Annotated in this window: 12 protein-coding genes and 1 riboswitch; of the genes, 2 read left to right on the top strand and 10 right to left on the bottom strand. The window is 60.6% G+C overall.

Annotated features, from left to right (window positions below; all coding sequences use genetic code 11):
* Window positions 1–61: 61 nt before the first annotated feature.
* The 5 genes from lipB to sucB all read right to left on the bottom strand — a co-directional run bounded on the left by lipB (window position 62) and on the right by sucB (window position 7,661).
* The gene (gene lipB / locus QP971_RS03335; protein ID WP_269953171.1) at window positions 62–865 is read right to left on the bottom strand and encodes a lipoyl(octanoyl) transferase LipB; all 804 of its coding nucleotides are present in this window, start codon (window positions 863–865) and stop codon (window positions 62–64) included.
* Window positions 866–945: 80 nt separating this feature from the next.
* Window positions 946–1,338 carry a glycine cleavage system protein GcvH gene (gene gcvH, locus QP971_RS03330; RefSeq protein WP_269953170.1) on the bottom strand — a complete coding sequence of 131 codons (393 nt, stop codon included), beginning with the start codon at window positions 1,336–1,338 and terminating at the stop codon, window positions 946–948.
* Window positions 1,339–1,374: 36 nt separating this feature from the next.
* The gene (gcvT, locus tag QP971_RS03325) at window positions 1,375–2,487 is read right to left on the bottom strand and encodes a glycine cleavage system aminomethyltransferase GcvT (protein ID WP_284810865.1); all 1,113 of its coding nucleotides are present in this window, start codon (window positions 2,485–2,487) and stop codon (window positions 1,375–1,377) included.
* A 2-nt stretch (window positions 2,488–2,489) separates the two neighbouring features.
* Window positions 2,490–5,333 carry an aminomethyl-transferring glycine dehydrogenase gene (gene gcvP, locus QP971_RS03320; protein WP_284810864.1) on the bottom strand — a complete coding sequence of 948 codons (2,844 nt, stop codon included), beginning with the start codon at window positions 5,331–5,333 and terminating at the stop codon, window positions 2,490–2,492.
* A gap of 294 nt (window positions 5,334–5,627) precedes the next feature.
* A complete protein-coding gene (gene sucB / locus QP971_RS03315; protein WP_284810863.1) occupies window positions 5,628–7,661 on the bottom strand; it encodes a 2-oxoglutarate dehydrogenase, E2 component, dihydrolipoamide succinyltransferase in 2,034 nt (677 codons plus the stop codon).
* 125 nt (window positions 7,662–7,786) lie between these two features.
* Between sucB and QP971_RS03310 the strand changes: the two genes are divergently transcribed.
* Complete coding sequence (locus QP971_RS03310; protein ID WP_284810862.1) at window positions 7,787–8,197, top strand: oxidoreductase; 411 nt, start codon at window positions 7,787–7,789, stop codon at window positions 8,195–8,197.
* Here QP971_RS03310 and thiC read toward each other — a convergent pair.
* The 3 genes from thiC to QP971_RS03295 form a co-directional block, all read right to left on the bottom strand.
* Window positions 8,189–9,970 carry a phosphomethylpyrimidine synthase ThiC gene (gene thiC / locus QP971_RS03305; RefSeq protein WP_284810861.1) on the bottom strand — a complete coding sequence of 594 codons (1,782 nt, stop codon included), beginning with the start codon at window positions 9,968–9,970 and terminating at the stop codon, window positions 8,189–8,191. The genes QP971_RS03310 and thiC overlap by 9 nt on opposite strands.
* A riboswitch (TPP riboswitch) is annotated at window positions 9,969–10,079 on the bottom strand. (Overlaps the previous gene by 2 nt.)
* A 317-nt stretch (window positions 10,080–10,396) precedes the next feature.
* Entirely contained in the window at window positions 10,397–10,933 is a 537-nt protein-coding gene (locus QP971_RS03300; RefSeq protein WP_284791529.1) for an isochorismatase family protein, read from the bottom strand.
* Window positions 10,934–10,971: 38 nt separating this feature from the next.
* A complete protein-coding gene (locus QP971_RS03295) occupies window positions 10,972–12,459 on the bottom strand; it encodes a leucyl aminopeptidase (protein WP_284810860.1) in 1,488 nt (495 codons plus the stop codon).
* Between the two features lie 103 nt (window positions 12,460–12,562).
* Here QP971_RS03295 and QP971_RS03290 point away from each other — a divergent pair, with 103 nt between their 5' ends.
* Window positions 12,563–13,660, top strand: coding sequence for a branched-chain amino acid aminotransferase (locus QP971_RS03290; protein WP_284810859.1), 1,098 nt, complete (start codon window positions 12,563–12,565; stop codon window positions 13,658–13,660).
* A gap of 7 nt (window positions 13,661–13,667) precedes the next feature.
* Here QP971_RS03290 and QP971_RS03285 read toward each other — a convergent pair whose 3' ends face one another.
* Together QP971_RS03285 and QP971_RS03280 are read right to left on the bottom strand one after the other, a co-directional pair.
* The gene (locus QP971_RS03285; protein WP_284810858.1) at window positions 13,668–14,462 is read right to left on the bottom strand and encodes a nicotinate-nucleotide--dimethylbenzimidazole phosphoribosyltransferase; all 795 of its coding nucleotides are present in this window, start codon (window positions 14,460–14,462) and stop codon (window positions 13,668–13,670) included.
* An 11-nt stretch (window positions 14,463–14,473) separates the two neighbouring features.
* A complete protein-coding gene (locus QP971_RS03280) occupies window positions 14,474–15,166 on the bottom strand; it encodes a DUF3043 domain-containing protein (RefSeq protein ID WP_284810857.1) in 693 nt (230 codons plus the stop codon).
* Between the last annotated feature and the right edge of the window lie 11 nt (window positions 15,167–15,177).

The raw sequence follows: 15,177 nt of genomic DNA, 5'->3' as shown, positions 1-15,177 counted from the left end.
AGCTCTTCTAGGTATAAGTCGCCGGGGTCACATCCTATTCCGCGCCAGCCCCGAACGAGGGCTAGTGCCGCGCTTGCCGACGCCTCTCCCGTGCCCTTTCATTCGCCAGCTTCGTGGGATCCGGGGCTGAGCCTAAGGTGTGGTCGGCAACGATGAGACGACCCGAGAGGGCGTCGTCCAGCGCTTCCAACAGCGGCTGCGTGGCATCCTCGAGGCTGACCTGGTGGCCCAGTTCTAGGGACAAGGTGGTGACGTCGGCGTCGTCGATGCCACAGGCCACAATGTGGTCGTAATAGTCCAGCGTATTGCAACAATTGAGCGCCAAGCCGTGCATGGTCACCCCGCGGGTAATGCGGATGCCGAGCGCGGCAATCTTGCGGTCGCGTTTCGGCGCGGATGGATCCTTGGCCTGCGTGGTGGAGGGGACCCAAACACCCGAGCGGCCGTCGATGCGCCCAGCGGTGGTCACTCCCATCTGTCGCACGGTCTGGATGGTGGCTTCCTCTAAGCGGCGGACATAGTCGACGACGTCGACAGGCTCGGCCAGTTTGATAATGGGGTAGATGACCAGCTGGCCCTCGCCATGCCAGGTGATGCGCCCGCCGCGGTCCACGGTGATAACGGGCAGGCCATTATCCGGCATATCCTCTGGCTGGGTGCGCTTGCCGGCGGTATAGACATTCGGGTGCTCGACTACAAGCACCACGTCGCCTTGCTCGCCCTTGGCGCGGGCGGCTGCTATCTCGGCCTGGAAATCCCACGCCTCTTGGTAGTCCATCCGGCCCAAGAAACGGACCTCTAGTGGCTTATCGGAGGCGCGGATGGAGCGCTCGGCGGGGAAGAAAGGATCACGTGGTGCAGTCATAGCCTCAAAGTTTCCTCTGGTGCGGTGGGCAAAGCAAAGCGGGAGGATGCGCGTGGCACACCCTCCCGCGTGGGGCCGAATTAGTCCAGGCCGTTAGCGGATGCGTAGGCGCCGGCATCCATGAGCTCGCCGGCCTCATCTACCTCGACCTCGAAGAGCCAGCCCTCACCAAACGGGTCGTTGTTGATGACCGCGTAGTCATCGTGCACGGCCTCGTTAACGGCCTTGACGGTGCCGGTGACAGGGGAGTAGAGGTCAGAGACAGACTTGGTGGACTCGACCTCGCCGCAGGACTCGCCGGCGGTGACGGTATCGCCCACCTCCGGTAGCTCGGCGAAGACAACCTCGCCCAGGCGATCGGCAGCGACGGAGGTAATGCCGATGCGCACGGTAGCGCCGGCGACGGCGTCAGCGGTGGCGTTGACCCACTCGTGGTCTTCGGAGTAGGAGAAATCTTGTGGAAGGGTAGCCATGGTGATGTAGTCCTTTCGGGCTGGTTGAGAAGATGTTTACTTGTCGCGCTTGTAGAACGGCAACGCGGTTACTTCAAAAGGATAGCGCTTGCCGCGAATATCTACCTCGACTTCGGCGCCGGGCTCGAGTTCGGCGCTGGTTTCCAGCAGCGCGATAGCCACTGGGTGCCCCAGGGTGGGGGAAGGCTGGCCGGAGGTGACGGTTCCGACCTTCTTTTCTCCCACGAATACTTCGGCTCCGGCGCGCGCGGCGCGGCGCTGCGTGGAGGTGAGGCCGGTGATCGCCACCTGTGGGCCTTCGGCGGCGCGCTGGCGGATGACCTCGGCGCCGACGAAATCGGCCTCCTTCTTGGCAAAGGCACGCGCCATGCCCGCCTCTACCGGGGTGATATCGCGAGAGAGCTCGTTGCCATAGAGCGGCATGCCGGCCTCGAGGCGCAGGGAATCGCGGGCGGCAAGGCCGCACGGCTTGAGGTCGTATTCCGCGCCGGCCTTGAGCAGTTCTTCCCACAGCTGCGGGGCATCGGAGTTATACACGATGAGCTCGAAGCCATCCTCACCGGTGTAGCCGGTGCGCGCGATAATGGCGAAGGTGCGCGCTACCTTGCCCATGGTGGCAGCGTAGTAGCCGAGGTTATATACCTCGTCCTGCTTATTGTCTTCTACTAGCGGCACGAGGATTTCTGCGGCCTTAGGGCCCTGGACGGCGATCATGGCGACGTCGCGGGACTCGTTCTTCAGGGAAACATCGAATCCCTCAGCGCGCTTATTGAGTTCGTCCCACACGGTATCGGCATTGCCGGCATTCGGCACGACGAGGAATTTGTCCTCTTCAAAGCGGTAGGTAATCAGGTCATCGATGATGCCGCCGTCTTCAGCGGCAATCATGGAGTACTTGGCCTTGCCCACCTTGAGTGGCTCAAAGTTGGAGATAAAGGCATAAGACAAGAACTTGTCGGCGTCGGTGCCGTTGACCCAGATCTCGCCCATGTGGGACAGATCAAAGAGGCCAGCGGTGCTGCGCACCGCGCGGTGCTCATCCAGCTCGTTCTGGTACTTCAAGGGCATGTTCCACGGGCCGAAGGCCGTGAAAGTGGCGCCGAGCTTCTCGTGCTCGGCATGAAGCGGGGAGGTAAGTAGTTCGGTCATGGTTACTCCTCAGAATCGTCGATGTCGAAAGCTTCTGGTGGTGGGCAGCTGCATACTAGGTTGCGGTCGCCGTAGGCCTCGTCGATGCGGCGCACCGGCGGGAAGTACTTGTAGCTGTGACGCAGGGATTTCACGGGCCACGCGGCCTTTTCGCGGCTGAAGGCGAACTCCCACGTATCGGAGCCGATGGACTCCGCGGTAAATGGTGCGTGGTGGATAACGGAGCCTTCGTAGGAAACCTCGCCGTCGATGATCTCTTGAATCTCGGCGCGAATGGTGCGCATTGCCTCGATGAAGCGGTCCAGTTCGCCCAAGTCTTCAGACTCGGTGGGCTCGACCATGAGGGTTCCGGCCACCGGGAAGGCAAGGGTAGGGGCGTGGAAACCAAAGTCCACGAGGCGCTTGGCTACGTCGGCGGCGGTGACCCCGGAGGCGTCAGTAAGCGCGCGCAGATCCAGGATGCACTCGTGTGCCACCAAGCCAGCGTTGCCGGTGTAGAGCACAGGGAAGGAATCTTCCAAGGACTTGGCCAGGTAATTCGCGCCCAAAATGGCGTGGGCGGAGGCTTGTGCCAGTCCTTGCGCACCGGTCATGGCGAGGTACGCCCAGGAAATCGGCAGCACACCCGCCGAGCCGTACTTGGTATTGGTAATCGGCACGCCCTGGCCTACTGGGGTAGCGGCGGTGGCATCCAGCTGCGGATCCGCGGCGTTGGTGGGCAGGAAGGGGACGAGGTGCTCGGCCACTGCGACCGGACCCACGCCTGGGCCGCCACCGCCATGCGGAATGGTAAAGGTCTTGTGCAGGTTGAGGTGGGACACATCGCCGCCGAACTGGCCTGGGCGGGCCCAGCCGGTCAGCGCGTTCATATTCGCACCGTCGATATAGACTTGCCCGCCCACCGCGTGGACCTTATCGCATACGTCGCGGACCTCCGGATCGAAGACACCGTGGGTGGACGGGTAGGTCACCATGATGCCGGCAATGTGGTTGCTGTGCTTGGCAATCTTGTCATCCAAATCCGCCAGGTCAATAGAGCCGTCCTCGGCGGTCTTCACCACAACAACGCGCAGGTTAGCCAGCGTTGCCGAGGCCGCATTGGTACCGTGCGCGGAGGCTGGGATGAGCACTACATCGCGCTCGTTATCGCCATTGGCTACGTGGTAGCGGCGGATGGCCAAAAGACCCGCCAGCTCGCCCTGGGAGCCGGCATTGGGCTGGATGGAGACCTTGGCGTAGCCGGTGACCTCGGCCAGCCACCCCTCAATCTCTTCTACCAGTGCGCGCCAACCGGCGGTTGTTTCCTCTGGCGCGTAGGGGTGGATGCCTGCAAACTCCGGCCAGGAGATGGGTTCCATGGCGGCGGTGGGGTTGAGCTTCATGGTGCAGGAGCCCAGCGGGATCATGGTGCGGTCGAGCGCCAAGTCCTTATCAGCTAGCTTGCGCAGGTAGCGCAGCATCTGGGTCTCGGAGTGGATGTGGTTGAAGATCTCGTGTTGGAGCGGCTCCTCGCCACGCTGCAGCTTGTCCGGCAGGGCAAAGTCGGCCTCAGTAGCATCGGCGCCGAAGGCTTGGGCGAGCTTGGCGACGTCCCCCTTGGTCGCCGACTCACCAAAGGACACCGATACCTTATCCTCGCCGATGGTACGCACGAGGTAGCCCTCCTTCTGGAGGTCAGCCTTGATGGTGGCGGCGTCTATGCCGGAAACAGTAACGGTATCGAAGAAGTCCTCGGAGACTAGTTGCTGTCCCGCATCCTTGACGGACTGTGCAAAGGAGGAAGCGAGCGCGTGGACGCGCTGGGCAATGGACTTGAGACCTTGCGGACCATGGTAGACGGCGTACATAGAGGCGACGTTGGCCAGTAGCGCCTGCGCAGTACAGATATTTGAAGTAGCGCGTTCGCGGCGAATGTGCTGCTCGCGGGTCTGTAGTGCCAGGCGGTAAGCAGGGCGACCATCCGCGTCCTTGGACACGCCCACGATGCGGCCAGGCATCTGGCGCTTGAGCTTTTCCGTGACCGCCATGTAGGCAGCGTGCGGGCCGCCGAAGAAGAGCGGAACGCCAAAGCGCTGGGAAGAGCCGAGCACAATATCGGCGCCCAGCGAGCCAGGTGCCTCCAACAGGAGCAAAGAAAGTGGGTCGGTGGCCACGGTAGCCAGTGCGCCGCGGGTGTGTAGCTCCTCGATGATGGTGGAGGGGTCAAAGATATCGCCTTCGGTACCGGTGTAGGCGATTACTGCGCCGATGAGATCCTCGCCCACGAGGCCTTCGCGCAGGTCCACGATTTCTACCTCGAGGTCAATCGCGCGGGCGCGCTCCGCGGCGACGGTAAGCACCTGCGGGTGCAAGCGAGAATCCAGCACCACGCGGCGCCCCTTCTTGACCGCGCGGGACATAAGCCCCACGGCTTCCGCGGTGGCGGAGGCCTCATCCAGCAAGGATGCATTCGCGATGGGCAGACCGGTCAGGGACTCAATCATGGTCTGGAAGTTCAACAGCGCTTCAAGACGACCCTGGGAGATCTCTGGCTGATACGGGGTATAGGCGGTGTACCATCCCGCATCTTCCAATAAACCGCGGCGGATGACCGCGGGGGTGAGGGTGTCAGAAAAGCCTTGTCCATAGAAGGACTTCAGCACGGTGTTCTTGTTGGCGTACTCCCGCAATGTAGCCTGCGCCTCATCTTCCGAGAGTGCCTCAGGAAGCTGAGGCAGTTCTGCGGCGCGGATCTTTGACGGAATGGCGGCATCGACCAGCGCGTCCACGCTGTCGTAGCCTACCTTCGCAAGCATGGTGGCCTGCTCCGCAGAATCCGGCCCTAGGTGGCGGGAGATGAATTCCATGTCAGTGAGACTCCTTAATAGGGGGGACAGTGGCTGTAACCGCCCCAATTATATGTTTAACAATGGGTGAACCGATCCCCCTTTGGAAACTTTTATGCAGCGCGTCACTGCATAGGGCTGCGCCTAGTGCGCTCACCATGGGCTTAGGGGCAGAGCTCCCTCTACACCTCGAATAAAAAGGGATGGATTAGTCCGGTGATTTTGGATCCGGCACCCCCACTTGGCACCCCAGGCATAGCTAAAGCCTCTTAGCTCCGCAGTGGGGCTAAGAGGCTTTAAGCGGCGATAGAACCTTTAGACTTCGAGGTCTGCCTGGAAGTCTGCGGTCTGCAGGCGATCCTTGATGGTGGTGATGAAGCGGCCTGCGTCCGCACCGTCAACTACCTGGTGATCGTAGGTGAATGGCAGGTAGCACATTTGGCGGATGGCGATGGCGTCCTGGCCGTTCTCGTTGACAACGACCGGGCGCTTTTCAATAGCCGCGGTGCCCAGGATGCCGGCCTGCGGCGGAACCAAGATCGGGGTATCGAGCATGGCGCCCTCGGAACCGATGTTGGTCACGGTGAAGGTGGCACCGGTGAGATCGTTCGGCTTCAGCTTGTTATTGCGGGCCTTATCGGCCAGCTCTGCAATCTGCTGAGCGATCTGCGGCAGGGTCATATCCTGTGCCTTGTGGATAACCGGGGTGAGCAGGCCCTTCGGGGTGTCAACAGCGATAGCGATGTTGACGTCCGCGTGGTAGGTCATCTCCTTGGTCTCTGGGTTATAAGACGCATTGACGTTCGGGTGGGAGACCAGAGCCTCGGCGGTAGCCTTCACGATGAATGGCAGGAAGGACAGGTTGGCACCGTGCTTGTCGATGAACGCCTGCTTGTTCTTCTTGCGCATATCCCAGATAGCAGTCATGTCGACTTCCTGGACGTGGGTCAGCTGCGCGGAAATCTGCAGCGCCTCCACCATCTTGGCGGCGGTGATTTCGCGGATGCGGTTGACCTTCTGGGTGGTGCCGATGAGTTCCTGCTTGGCCGGATCCACGGACTTGGTGGACCAACGAGCGCGAGGGGAGTTATCGGACTGTGTGCCAGACTTGGCAGGTGAATCGCCCTCGCCAGCAGCGGCGAGCACGTCCTGCTTGCGGATGCGGCCGCCCACGCCGGTGCCCTCAACGGTATTGAGGTCTACGCCGTGCTTTTCAGCCAGCTTGCGTACCAGTGGGGTGACATAAGGAACGTTGTCGCCATTGTTGACCTTGGCAGAGGTGTTCAGGGAGGAATCCTGCGTGGACTCCTTCTTTTCCTCAGCCTTTGGTTCTGGCTTCTTGTCTTCCTTTGGCTCTTCCTTCTTTTCTTCCTGTGGCTCTGGCTTGGCCTCGGAGGAGGATGCGGTGGCGTTTTCGTCGCCGATGCGGGCGATGACTTCGCCGACCTCGATGGTGTCGTCCTCGTCGGCGAGGATTTCTACCAGGGTGCCTGCTACTGGGGAAGGGATTTCGGTGTCGACCTTGTCGGTGGAGACCTCGAGCAGTGGCTCGTCTACCTCGACGGTGTCGCCGACGGACTTGAGCCACTGGGTGATGGTGCCTTCGGTGACGGACTCGCCGAGTTCTGGCATTTCCACGTCGGCTGCGTCGCCAGAGCCGCCGTTGGAGGAGTCAGCCTTCGGTTCGGGCTTCTTGTCTTCCTTTGGCTCTTCCTTCTTTTCTTCCTGTGGCTCTGGCTTGGCCTCGGAGGAGGATGCGGTGGCGTTTTCGTCGCCGATGCGGGCGATGACTTCGCCGACCTCGATGGTGTCGTCCTCGTCGGCGAGGATTTCTACCAGGGTGCCTGCTACTGGGGAAGGGATTTCGGTGTCGACCTTGTCGGTGGAGACCTCGAGCAGTGGCTCGTCTACCTCGACGGTGTCGCCGACGGACTTGAGCCACTGGGTGATGGTGCCTTCGGTGACGGACTCGCCGAGTTCTGGCATTTCCACGTCGGCTGCGTCACCGGAGCCGCCGTTGGAGGAGTCAGCCTTCGGCTCTTCCTTAGCTTCTTCTGCTTCTTCCTCGCCCTTGTCAGCGGAGGAGTCGTTGGATGCGGAGCCTGCCTCATCCTTGTCACCGATGATGGCGATGACCTCGCCAACCTCGATGGTGTCATCCTCGTCAGCCTTAATTTCAATAATGGTGCCGGCTACGGGGGAAGGGATTTCAGTGTCGACCTTGTCGGTGGAGACCTCGAGCAAAGGCTCGTCTACCTCGACGGTGTCGCCGACGGACTTGAGCCACTGCGTGATGGTGCCTTCGGTTACGGATTCGCCCAGCTCGGGCATCTCAACGGAGTTCGCCATGAGTTATAAGACTCCTCGAAAGTTGGTAGTGTTCTATCGCTACCCGACAATCTTACAGCGTGTTGCTCCCCCTCGTGCAGATGTGGGGTTAGTAACTACCCTCCTTCCGGGTAAGCTAAGGAATTATGTTCAACCCCTTCCGCCGCAATAAGTCCAGATCGTCGCTGCGACCACCCCGCGGACCGGGGGAGACCATCCGTCCAGAAGACGCGCAGGATCTGCAACAATGGGCCGCTGAAAAGGTATACGTCGAGGCCTTTGTAGAACCGGAAACAGTAGTCAATGAGATGTCCGTTGTTGTGGTTGATGAAAACGGCGAGTTCATTCGCCGCCGCATCGGTGGGCCCAAAGGCATCGATGCGGTGGCCAAACTATTGAGCTGCGATATTTATGATGTAGAAGAAACCGGCTATCCGCAGCGCATGCGTGAACGCATGGAGCGAAACCGCATTCTGCGCAAGAGAGAAGAGCAAAGAAAACGCCGCGCCCGGTTCGAGCGCGGCGAGAACCCCGATACGGGAACTGAATTAAGCTAGATCGCTCTCTTCGCGTAGATAGACCTGAGACCCATTGCGGCGGAATTCGGCGGACTTTTCCTGCATGCCCTCCTCTGGTGCCGAGCCGTGGGCGGCCGCACGGACCTGTTCGCCCAGCGTCGGCATGCCTAGCTCGGCCATCTGCCCGCCAAACATATCCCGAATGTCTTGGCTGATGCGCATAGAGCAGAACTTCGGCCCACACATGGAACAAAAGTGCGCGGTCTTTGCTGGTTCCGCAGGCAACGTTTCATCGTGATAAGCCTGCGCGGTTTCCGGATCGAGGGAAAGCGCAAATTGGTCATTCCAGCGGAATTCAAAGCGGGCCTTACTCATGGCATCGTCCCAGGCTCGGGCGCCTGGATGCCCCTTGGCGACGTCCGCGGAATGCGCCGCAATTTTATAGGTAATGACACCAGTCTTTACGTCGTCTCGGTTGGGCAGGCCTAGGTGCTCTTTCGGAGTGACATAGCACAACATGGCCGTACCGCCCATTGCGATATGGGCAGCACCGATGGCGGAAGTAATGTGGTCATAGCCGGGAGCGATATCGGTAACTAGCGGGCCGAGAGTATAAAAGGGCGCGTCAGAGGCCCAATCCTGCTCGAGCTCGTTGTTTTCTTGAATCATGTTGAGCGGCACGTGCCCGGGGCCTTCCACCATGACTTGGACGTCATGCTCCCAGGCGCGGCGGGTAAGCTCGCCGATGGTTTTGAGCTCGGCAAATTGGGCGGCGTCGTTGGCATCGGCAAGGCTGCCGGGGCGTAGGCCGTCGCCAAGCGAAAATGCAACATCGTACTGAGCGAAGATCTCGCACAGCTCATCAAAGTGTTCATAGAGGAAAGACTCCTTGTGGTGAGCAAGGCACCATCCCGCCATGATGGAACCGCCGCGGCTGACGATACCGGTCACGCGATTGCTTGCCAGCGGTACATAGGCCAAGAGAACACCGGCGTGAATAGTCATATAGTCCACGCCCTGTTCGCACTGCTCGATGACGGTATCGCGGAAGATCTCCCACGTAAGGTCCTCTGCTACGCCATTGACCTTTTCCAATGCCTGGTAAATGGGGACGGTGCCGATAGGGACCGGGGAGTTGCGCAAGATCCATTCGCGGGTGGTGTGGATATCGTCACCCGTAGATAGATCCATGACGGTATCCGCTCCCCATTGGGTAGCCCAGCGCAATTTGGATACTTCTTCCTCGATCGAGGAGGTGACCGCAGAGTTGCCAATATTGGCGTTGATCTTGGTGAGGAATCTTCGCCCAATGATCATGGGCTCAGACTCGGGGTGGTTGACATTATTAGGGATAATGGCGCGGCCGCGAGCGACCTCAGCGCGAACGAATTCCGGATCGCAGTGCTCGCGCAGTGCTACGAATTCCATTTCGCGGGTAATGATTCCTTGGCGGGCGTAGTGCATTTGGGTTACGCGGCGCCCAGGCTGAGCCTTAAGCGGCGGGCGCTTAGAGCCCTTCCACTCTTGGGAAGACGCCCCGCGGCGCTGTGCGGTACGTCCATCGTCGGCCAGCTCGCGGCCGCGACCGGTGTATTCTTCGATATCTCCGCGCTCGCTAATCCACTCGCTGCGCAGGGCCGGTAGTCCCACTTCTGGTGCGCATTCTGGCCCACGCGTGCGATAGACGCGGAAGGGGTCATTGGGGCCTTGTGGGGAATCATCCAGTTGGATTTCAGTCTCTGGGACCTCTAAGCCGTTGTGGTGAATGGGGGAATAGGAGTGTTTAGGGTGGTTTTCTGGGGCAGCCTTCATGGCAAGCGCTCCTCTCTTCCTTCGTAGGTATTAACCAAACAGGTTCGAACGGTCTATGCGCAGCTTTAGCGCACTCTCAGCCCGTGCTCGGGCACCCGTGGGGACGCAAATCACCCTATAATAAACGCCTAGCGCAACGCAGGGCTTTTGCAATATCAGCGGGCAATCACTCGGCCGAGGGGAGGCGGCAGGAGCGTTGGCGGTAGATTTCAACAGGGAACTTTCAGGTACTTGTCACCCGTGTCCAATATCGATGACCCATACTTAAATCATGCGTTTGAGAGAGCGCATGCGAGAGAGATAGAGAGAACCCCTCCCGTTTCCAGAGGGCGGCTGCTTTAGCTGATAGATGGAAACACCTTGTAGAGAGACGCCAGCGGCCCTCGGACCACGTTCGGTTCGAGGGCCGTAGGCGTTGTCGTGTGCCTAGCAGATGGTGGCACCGGCAGCGGCCAATTCCTGCAACGCAGCTTCGCCACGGGTATCATCGACTGGGGAGCAATACTCATGCAGTACGCGGACAGTAAAGCCTTCCTTAAGGGCGTCGGCGGCCGTGGCGTGAACGCAGTGATCGGTGGCAATGCCTACGATATCCACTGCGTCTATGTGGTGCTCGCGCAACCAGTCAGCGAGCAAGGTACCGTTCGCAGCGCCCTCGAATCCAGAATAGGCGGCGGTGTATTCGCCCTTGCGGAAGTAGGCTTGCGCCGGCCCGATAGCCTCATGCATAGCTGCGCCGTGGGACTCGGCTACGCAGTGCACCGGCCACGAATCGACAAAATCCGGGTCCTTAGAAAAGTGAGAACCCGGATCGATGTGCCAATCCTGCGTGGCTACGACGGTTTCGTAATCCTGTTGCAGGGAAGCGATTTTTACAGCGACCTCATTGCCCCGCTCGGTGCCTAAGGCGCCGCCGGGGCAGAAGTCATGTTGCACGTCAACGATGATTAAAGCAGGCTTCATACTTCTAGGATTCTAAACGCACCAAGCCTGCTGTGGTGCTACTTTAATTCAGCAATCTCGCGCAGGGCGGCAACCACCGTGCGGGTGGGCACGCCGGTGCCCATCTTCGGGGTGTAGCCATAAGCGCCCGTGGTGTTGAAGGAAGGGCCAGCCACATCGATATGGGCCCATTCGATTCCCTCGCCCACGAAGTGCTGGAGGTAGGTGCCGGCGTATTCCATGCCACCCTCACGCTTGGCGTTGATATTGCGGATATCGGCGCTGGCGGACTTCACGGATTCCTCGTGTTCTTCTAGCAAAGGCATGGCCCATGCCTTTTCGCCCACCTCGCGGCCAATCTCGGCCATGCGATCGCGGAATTCTTCCGAGCCCATCACACCGGCGGTGCGCTCACCCAGGGCGACCATCTGGGCGCCGGTCAAGGTCGCGGTTTCGATGAGGAAATCGGGATTGTCCTCGCTGGCGCGCGCAATGGCGTCGGCAAGCACGAGGCGGCCCTCCGCGTCAGTGTTGAGAACCTCGGAGGTAATGCCGCCGTAATGGGTGATGACATCGCCCGGGCGGGTAGCATCGCTGCCCGGCATGTTTTCTGCCAGCGGCAGGGTAGCGGTGATGCCCACCTTCAGGTTCAGCTTTGCCGCAGCGATGATGGAAGCGGCCATTGCAGCGGAACCGCCCATGTCAGAAATCATGTCCCACATCTTGGCGCCCGGCTTCAGGGAAATTCCGCCGGTGTCAAAGGTAATGCCCTTGCCCACCAAAGCGACGTGGCGCTTGGCCTTCTTCGGTTTCCAGCTCAAGCGGACCAAGCGCGGCGGGCGGGCGGATCCACGGCCGACGGCCATGATGCCACCAAAGCCCTGCTTTTCCAGCGCCTTTTCATCCAAGACCTCCACCTCAAGGCCGGCTTCTGCCGCTTGGGCAGACAGGAACGCGGCGTAGGTTTCTGGGTAGAGCAGGTTGGAAGGGGTATTGACTAGGTCGCGGGCGATGAGGACGGCCTCGGCGGTAATCTTGGCGCTGTCGAACTCCTGTTGAGCGGACTTCTCCGCCACCACGGTGTAGGTGGTGGTCTCCGCTGCGGACTCGGAGCGCAGGCCAGAATACTTATAGCCGCCGAGGATAAGGCCTTCCACCACCGGGCTGATTCCAAAATCGCCCAGGGAGGTGGCTACGGTCCTCACCTTGGTGATAGAGCGGGAGGCTTGGCCGGCAGCGCGGCGCAGCGTCTCATCGTCTACCTCTTCCGCATCGCCCAAGCCAACGGCGATGATGGATGCCACACCCGCCTTGGCTGGGGCCGGCACGCGCGTGACCTCACCGGCCTTGCCAGAGGCCCCTACGGCCACCAGTGCTTCATAAGTGGAGCGCAGCGCCGCGCCCCCAAGCAGATCGGTGCCTGGCAGTTCTAGGCCGCCTTCGCCCTCGAAAGCGGCGATAAGTAGAGCTTCCGCCTTCTTAGGAACCTTCTTTCCCAGCTTTACCTGGGGAAAGTGGCCGCGTGCTGGTAGATCGGACTGTGCCATTGTCTCCTCCTTTGTGGAAAGGCTTATCAATCTTCCCACCACTGTACCGCGCGGCGATGAACTTATTCCTGCCTTGCTATAGATAAAGGGGTAGATTGTGGGCATGCTTGATTACACGATTACTCGTTCTGATAGCCCTACGCCCGCGGAAGACTTGAGCGATATCCTCGCCAATCCCGGCTTTGGCAAGCACTTTACAGACCACATGGTCACCATTGACTGGACTGAAGAAAAGGGGTGGCACGATGCTCAGGTGCGCCCGTACGGTCCGATGAGCATGGACCCGGCCAGCAACGTATTCCATTATGGCCAGGCGATCTTTGAGGGTATCAAGGCCTACCGTCAGCCGGACGGTTCTATCGCTACCTTCCGTCCGGACCACAATGCGCAGCGCTTAATCAACTCCGCTGAGCGCCTGGCTATGCCCGAGCTTCCGCAGGAGGAGTTTATCGAGTCCCTGCGCCAATTGGTTGAGGTGGATCAGGAATGGGTACCAGAAGCCGGCGGGGAAGCAGCGCTGTACCTGCGCCCGTTTATGATCTCTACCGAGGTCTCCTTGGGCGTTCACCCCGCCAATTCCTACCGCTACGTGCTTATTGCCTCCCCAGCGGGTTCCTACTTCAGCGGCGGAATCAAGCCGGTTTCGGTGTGGCTGTCCACTGACTACGTGCGCGCAGCCCCTGGCGGCACCGGCGCGGCCAAGTTTGCGGGCAACTACGCAGGCTCACTCTTGGCGCAGGCCCAGGCAGATGAAAAGGGCTGTGACCAGGTGGTCTGGTTGGACGCCATCGAGCGCCGTTACATCGAGGAGATGGGCGGAATGAACCTGATGTTTGTGTATGGCTCTGGTGATAGCGCGGAGATTGTTACACCAGAACTATCGGGCTCCTTGCTGCCCGGCATTACCCGCGAATCCCTATTGCAGGTAGCGCAGGATTTGGGCTACAAGGTCACCGAGCGCCGCATTACTACCGAAGAGTGGCAGCGCGATGCCGAATCCGGCGCGATGTCAGAGGCCTTTGCTTGTGGCACTGCCGCGGTTATTACGCCGGTGGGTCACGTATTGGGAGATTCTGCGGATTTCCAGGTCAATGGCAATGAAGCGGGTGAGATCACCATGGCCCTGCGCGAGCGCCTCACCGGAATCCAGCGCGGCACAGTGGAGGATACCCACGGTTGGCTCCATACCCTAGTGAAGTAGTCCCCGCTTAGGCGTCCGCGGCGATCTCCACTCCGGTCAGCAGCATTGGCAGCGCCGCGAGGGCGCCGAGCGCAGGTTGTGGCTCCATTCCCAGCTTAAGCAGGGGGTGGAGCCCTAGCTTTTCCAGTGCCAACTTATGCGCAGGGGCACTGGACAGCGTGGTGGCGAAGAGCCATTCTTTCACACCGGGATTATCGCGCTCGGCAAGCAGCGCGGCGGTGGCGGTCAAGGGGGCATCGATAAGCAGGGGCGTACGGCGCTCCGCGGCTCGGGCAATGAACCCCACCGTAGCTGCTAGCACTGGGGACTGGCACGATTCAACCAGCTCCATGCCTTCGAGGTTGCGGGCGCGGAACATAGCGTCCCGGATAGCGCAGACCTCGCGCTTCCAGTCTTTCACGCTGCGCTGCTTGCCGACGATCACTACCGGCTCCGTCTGCGTCATCGTTGCCATTACCACGGCCGGTACTCGGGCGAGTTCTTCGCCGCCGGGAATGAGTAGGTCAGCCCCGGCATCAATTTCCGTATCCGCTTTTGCGGCTCCAAGGCTGTAGGCCTGGGAATAATCCGTCACGGTGACTACATTCAGCCCGGCCTCGGCGCGACGCGCAGCGGTCTCAGCGGCCGAAAGCGAGGTCTCTTGATCCGCGAAAATTACGGCGCGCACGCGCTGCGGCTCATGGGCCGGTGCCGCGCCTTGGCAAGCAGCCAGCCATTGCGCGGCGTCGGTCAGGCGCCCCCAAGGGGCGAGCTGCGCGTCCTGTGCAGTATGTGCCTTTTTATCGGGCTGCGGAATGGCCATGAGTAGTCCCCCTAAACGTCAGCACCGAGCTCCACGCGGGGGCGCGGGATGCGCCACTTGCGCGGCTGGCTGGCGCGAGAATACGCATAAAAACCAAGGCTAAAGCCGGCTTCGGTGGTGCCGGGGAACTTGGCGCGCACGGCATTATTGCAGCGGCGGGCCAAAATGAAGCCCTCGATGGCGAAGATGATGAGGATAACCATCGCTACCGCGTTGATGATTGTTGCAATGCTGGGTACCGCGTAGGTCAAGAACATGACCACGATGAGCACCAAGGCCATCGGCATGACCCAGTTGCTCAGGCTGCGGCGGGCATCCACCCAATCGCGCACATAGGCGCGCTCGGTACCCTGGTCGCGGGCGGGTAGGAAGCGCGGATCGCCTTCTGCCATGCGGGCCTGCTGCTCGCGATTTGCCTGCTGGCGCTCTTGGCGCTCCTTTTTCTTATATTCCTTCCACTCGTCCTTGCTCATGGACTTCTTCATGTCCTTGCGGTGCTGGTAGCGCTGTGCTTCGGACATGCCATGGGGATCGCGCTTAACGCCGCGCGCGATCTCTTGCTCTGCGCGCTTTGGCGTAGGGCGACCCTTCGGTGGGGTATAGCCCTTGCGCTGGGGCTCTTTCTGAACTTCTGCCTGAGCTTTGTCCTGTACAGGAGCAGGCTCAGTGGAGGTCTTGTCATCTTTTTGCCACGGGAGTTTCACGTTCCTCACAC

The organism is Corynebacterium marquesiae (genome assembly GCF_030229635.1).
Taxonomy (GTDB): Bacteria; Actinomycetota; Actinomycetes; order Mycobacteriales; family Mycobacteriaceae; genus Corynebacterium; species Corynebacterium marquesiae.
The sequence above is the reverse complement of the archived record's forward strand: the minus strand, read 5'-3'. Positions and strand labels throughout refer to the sequence as shown.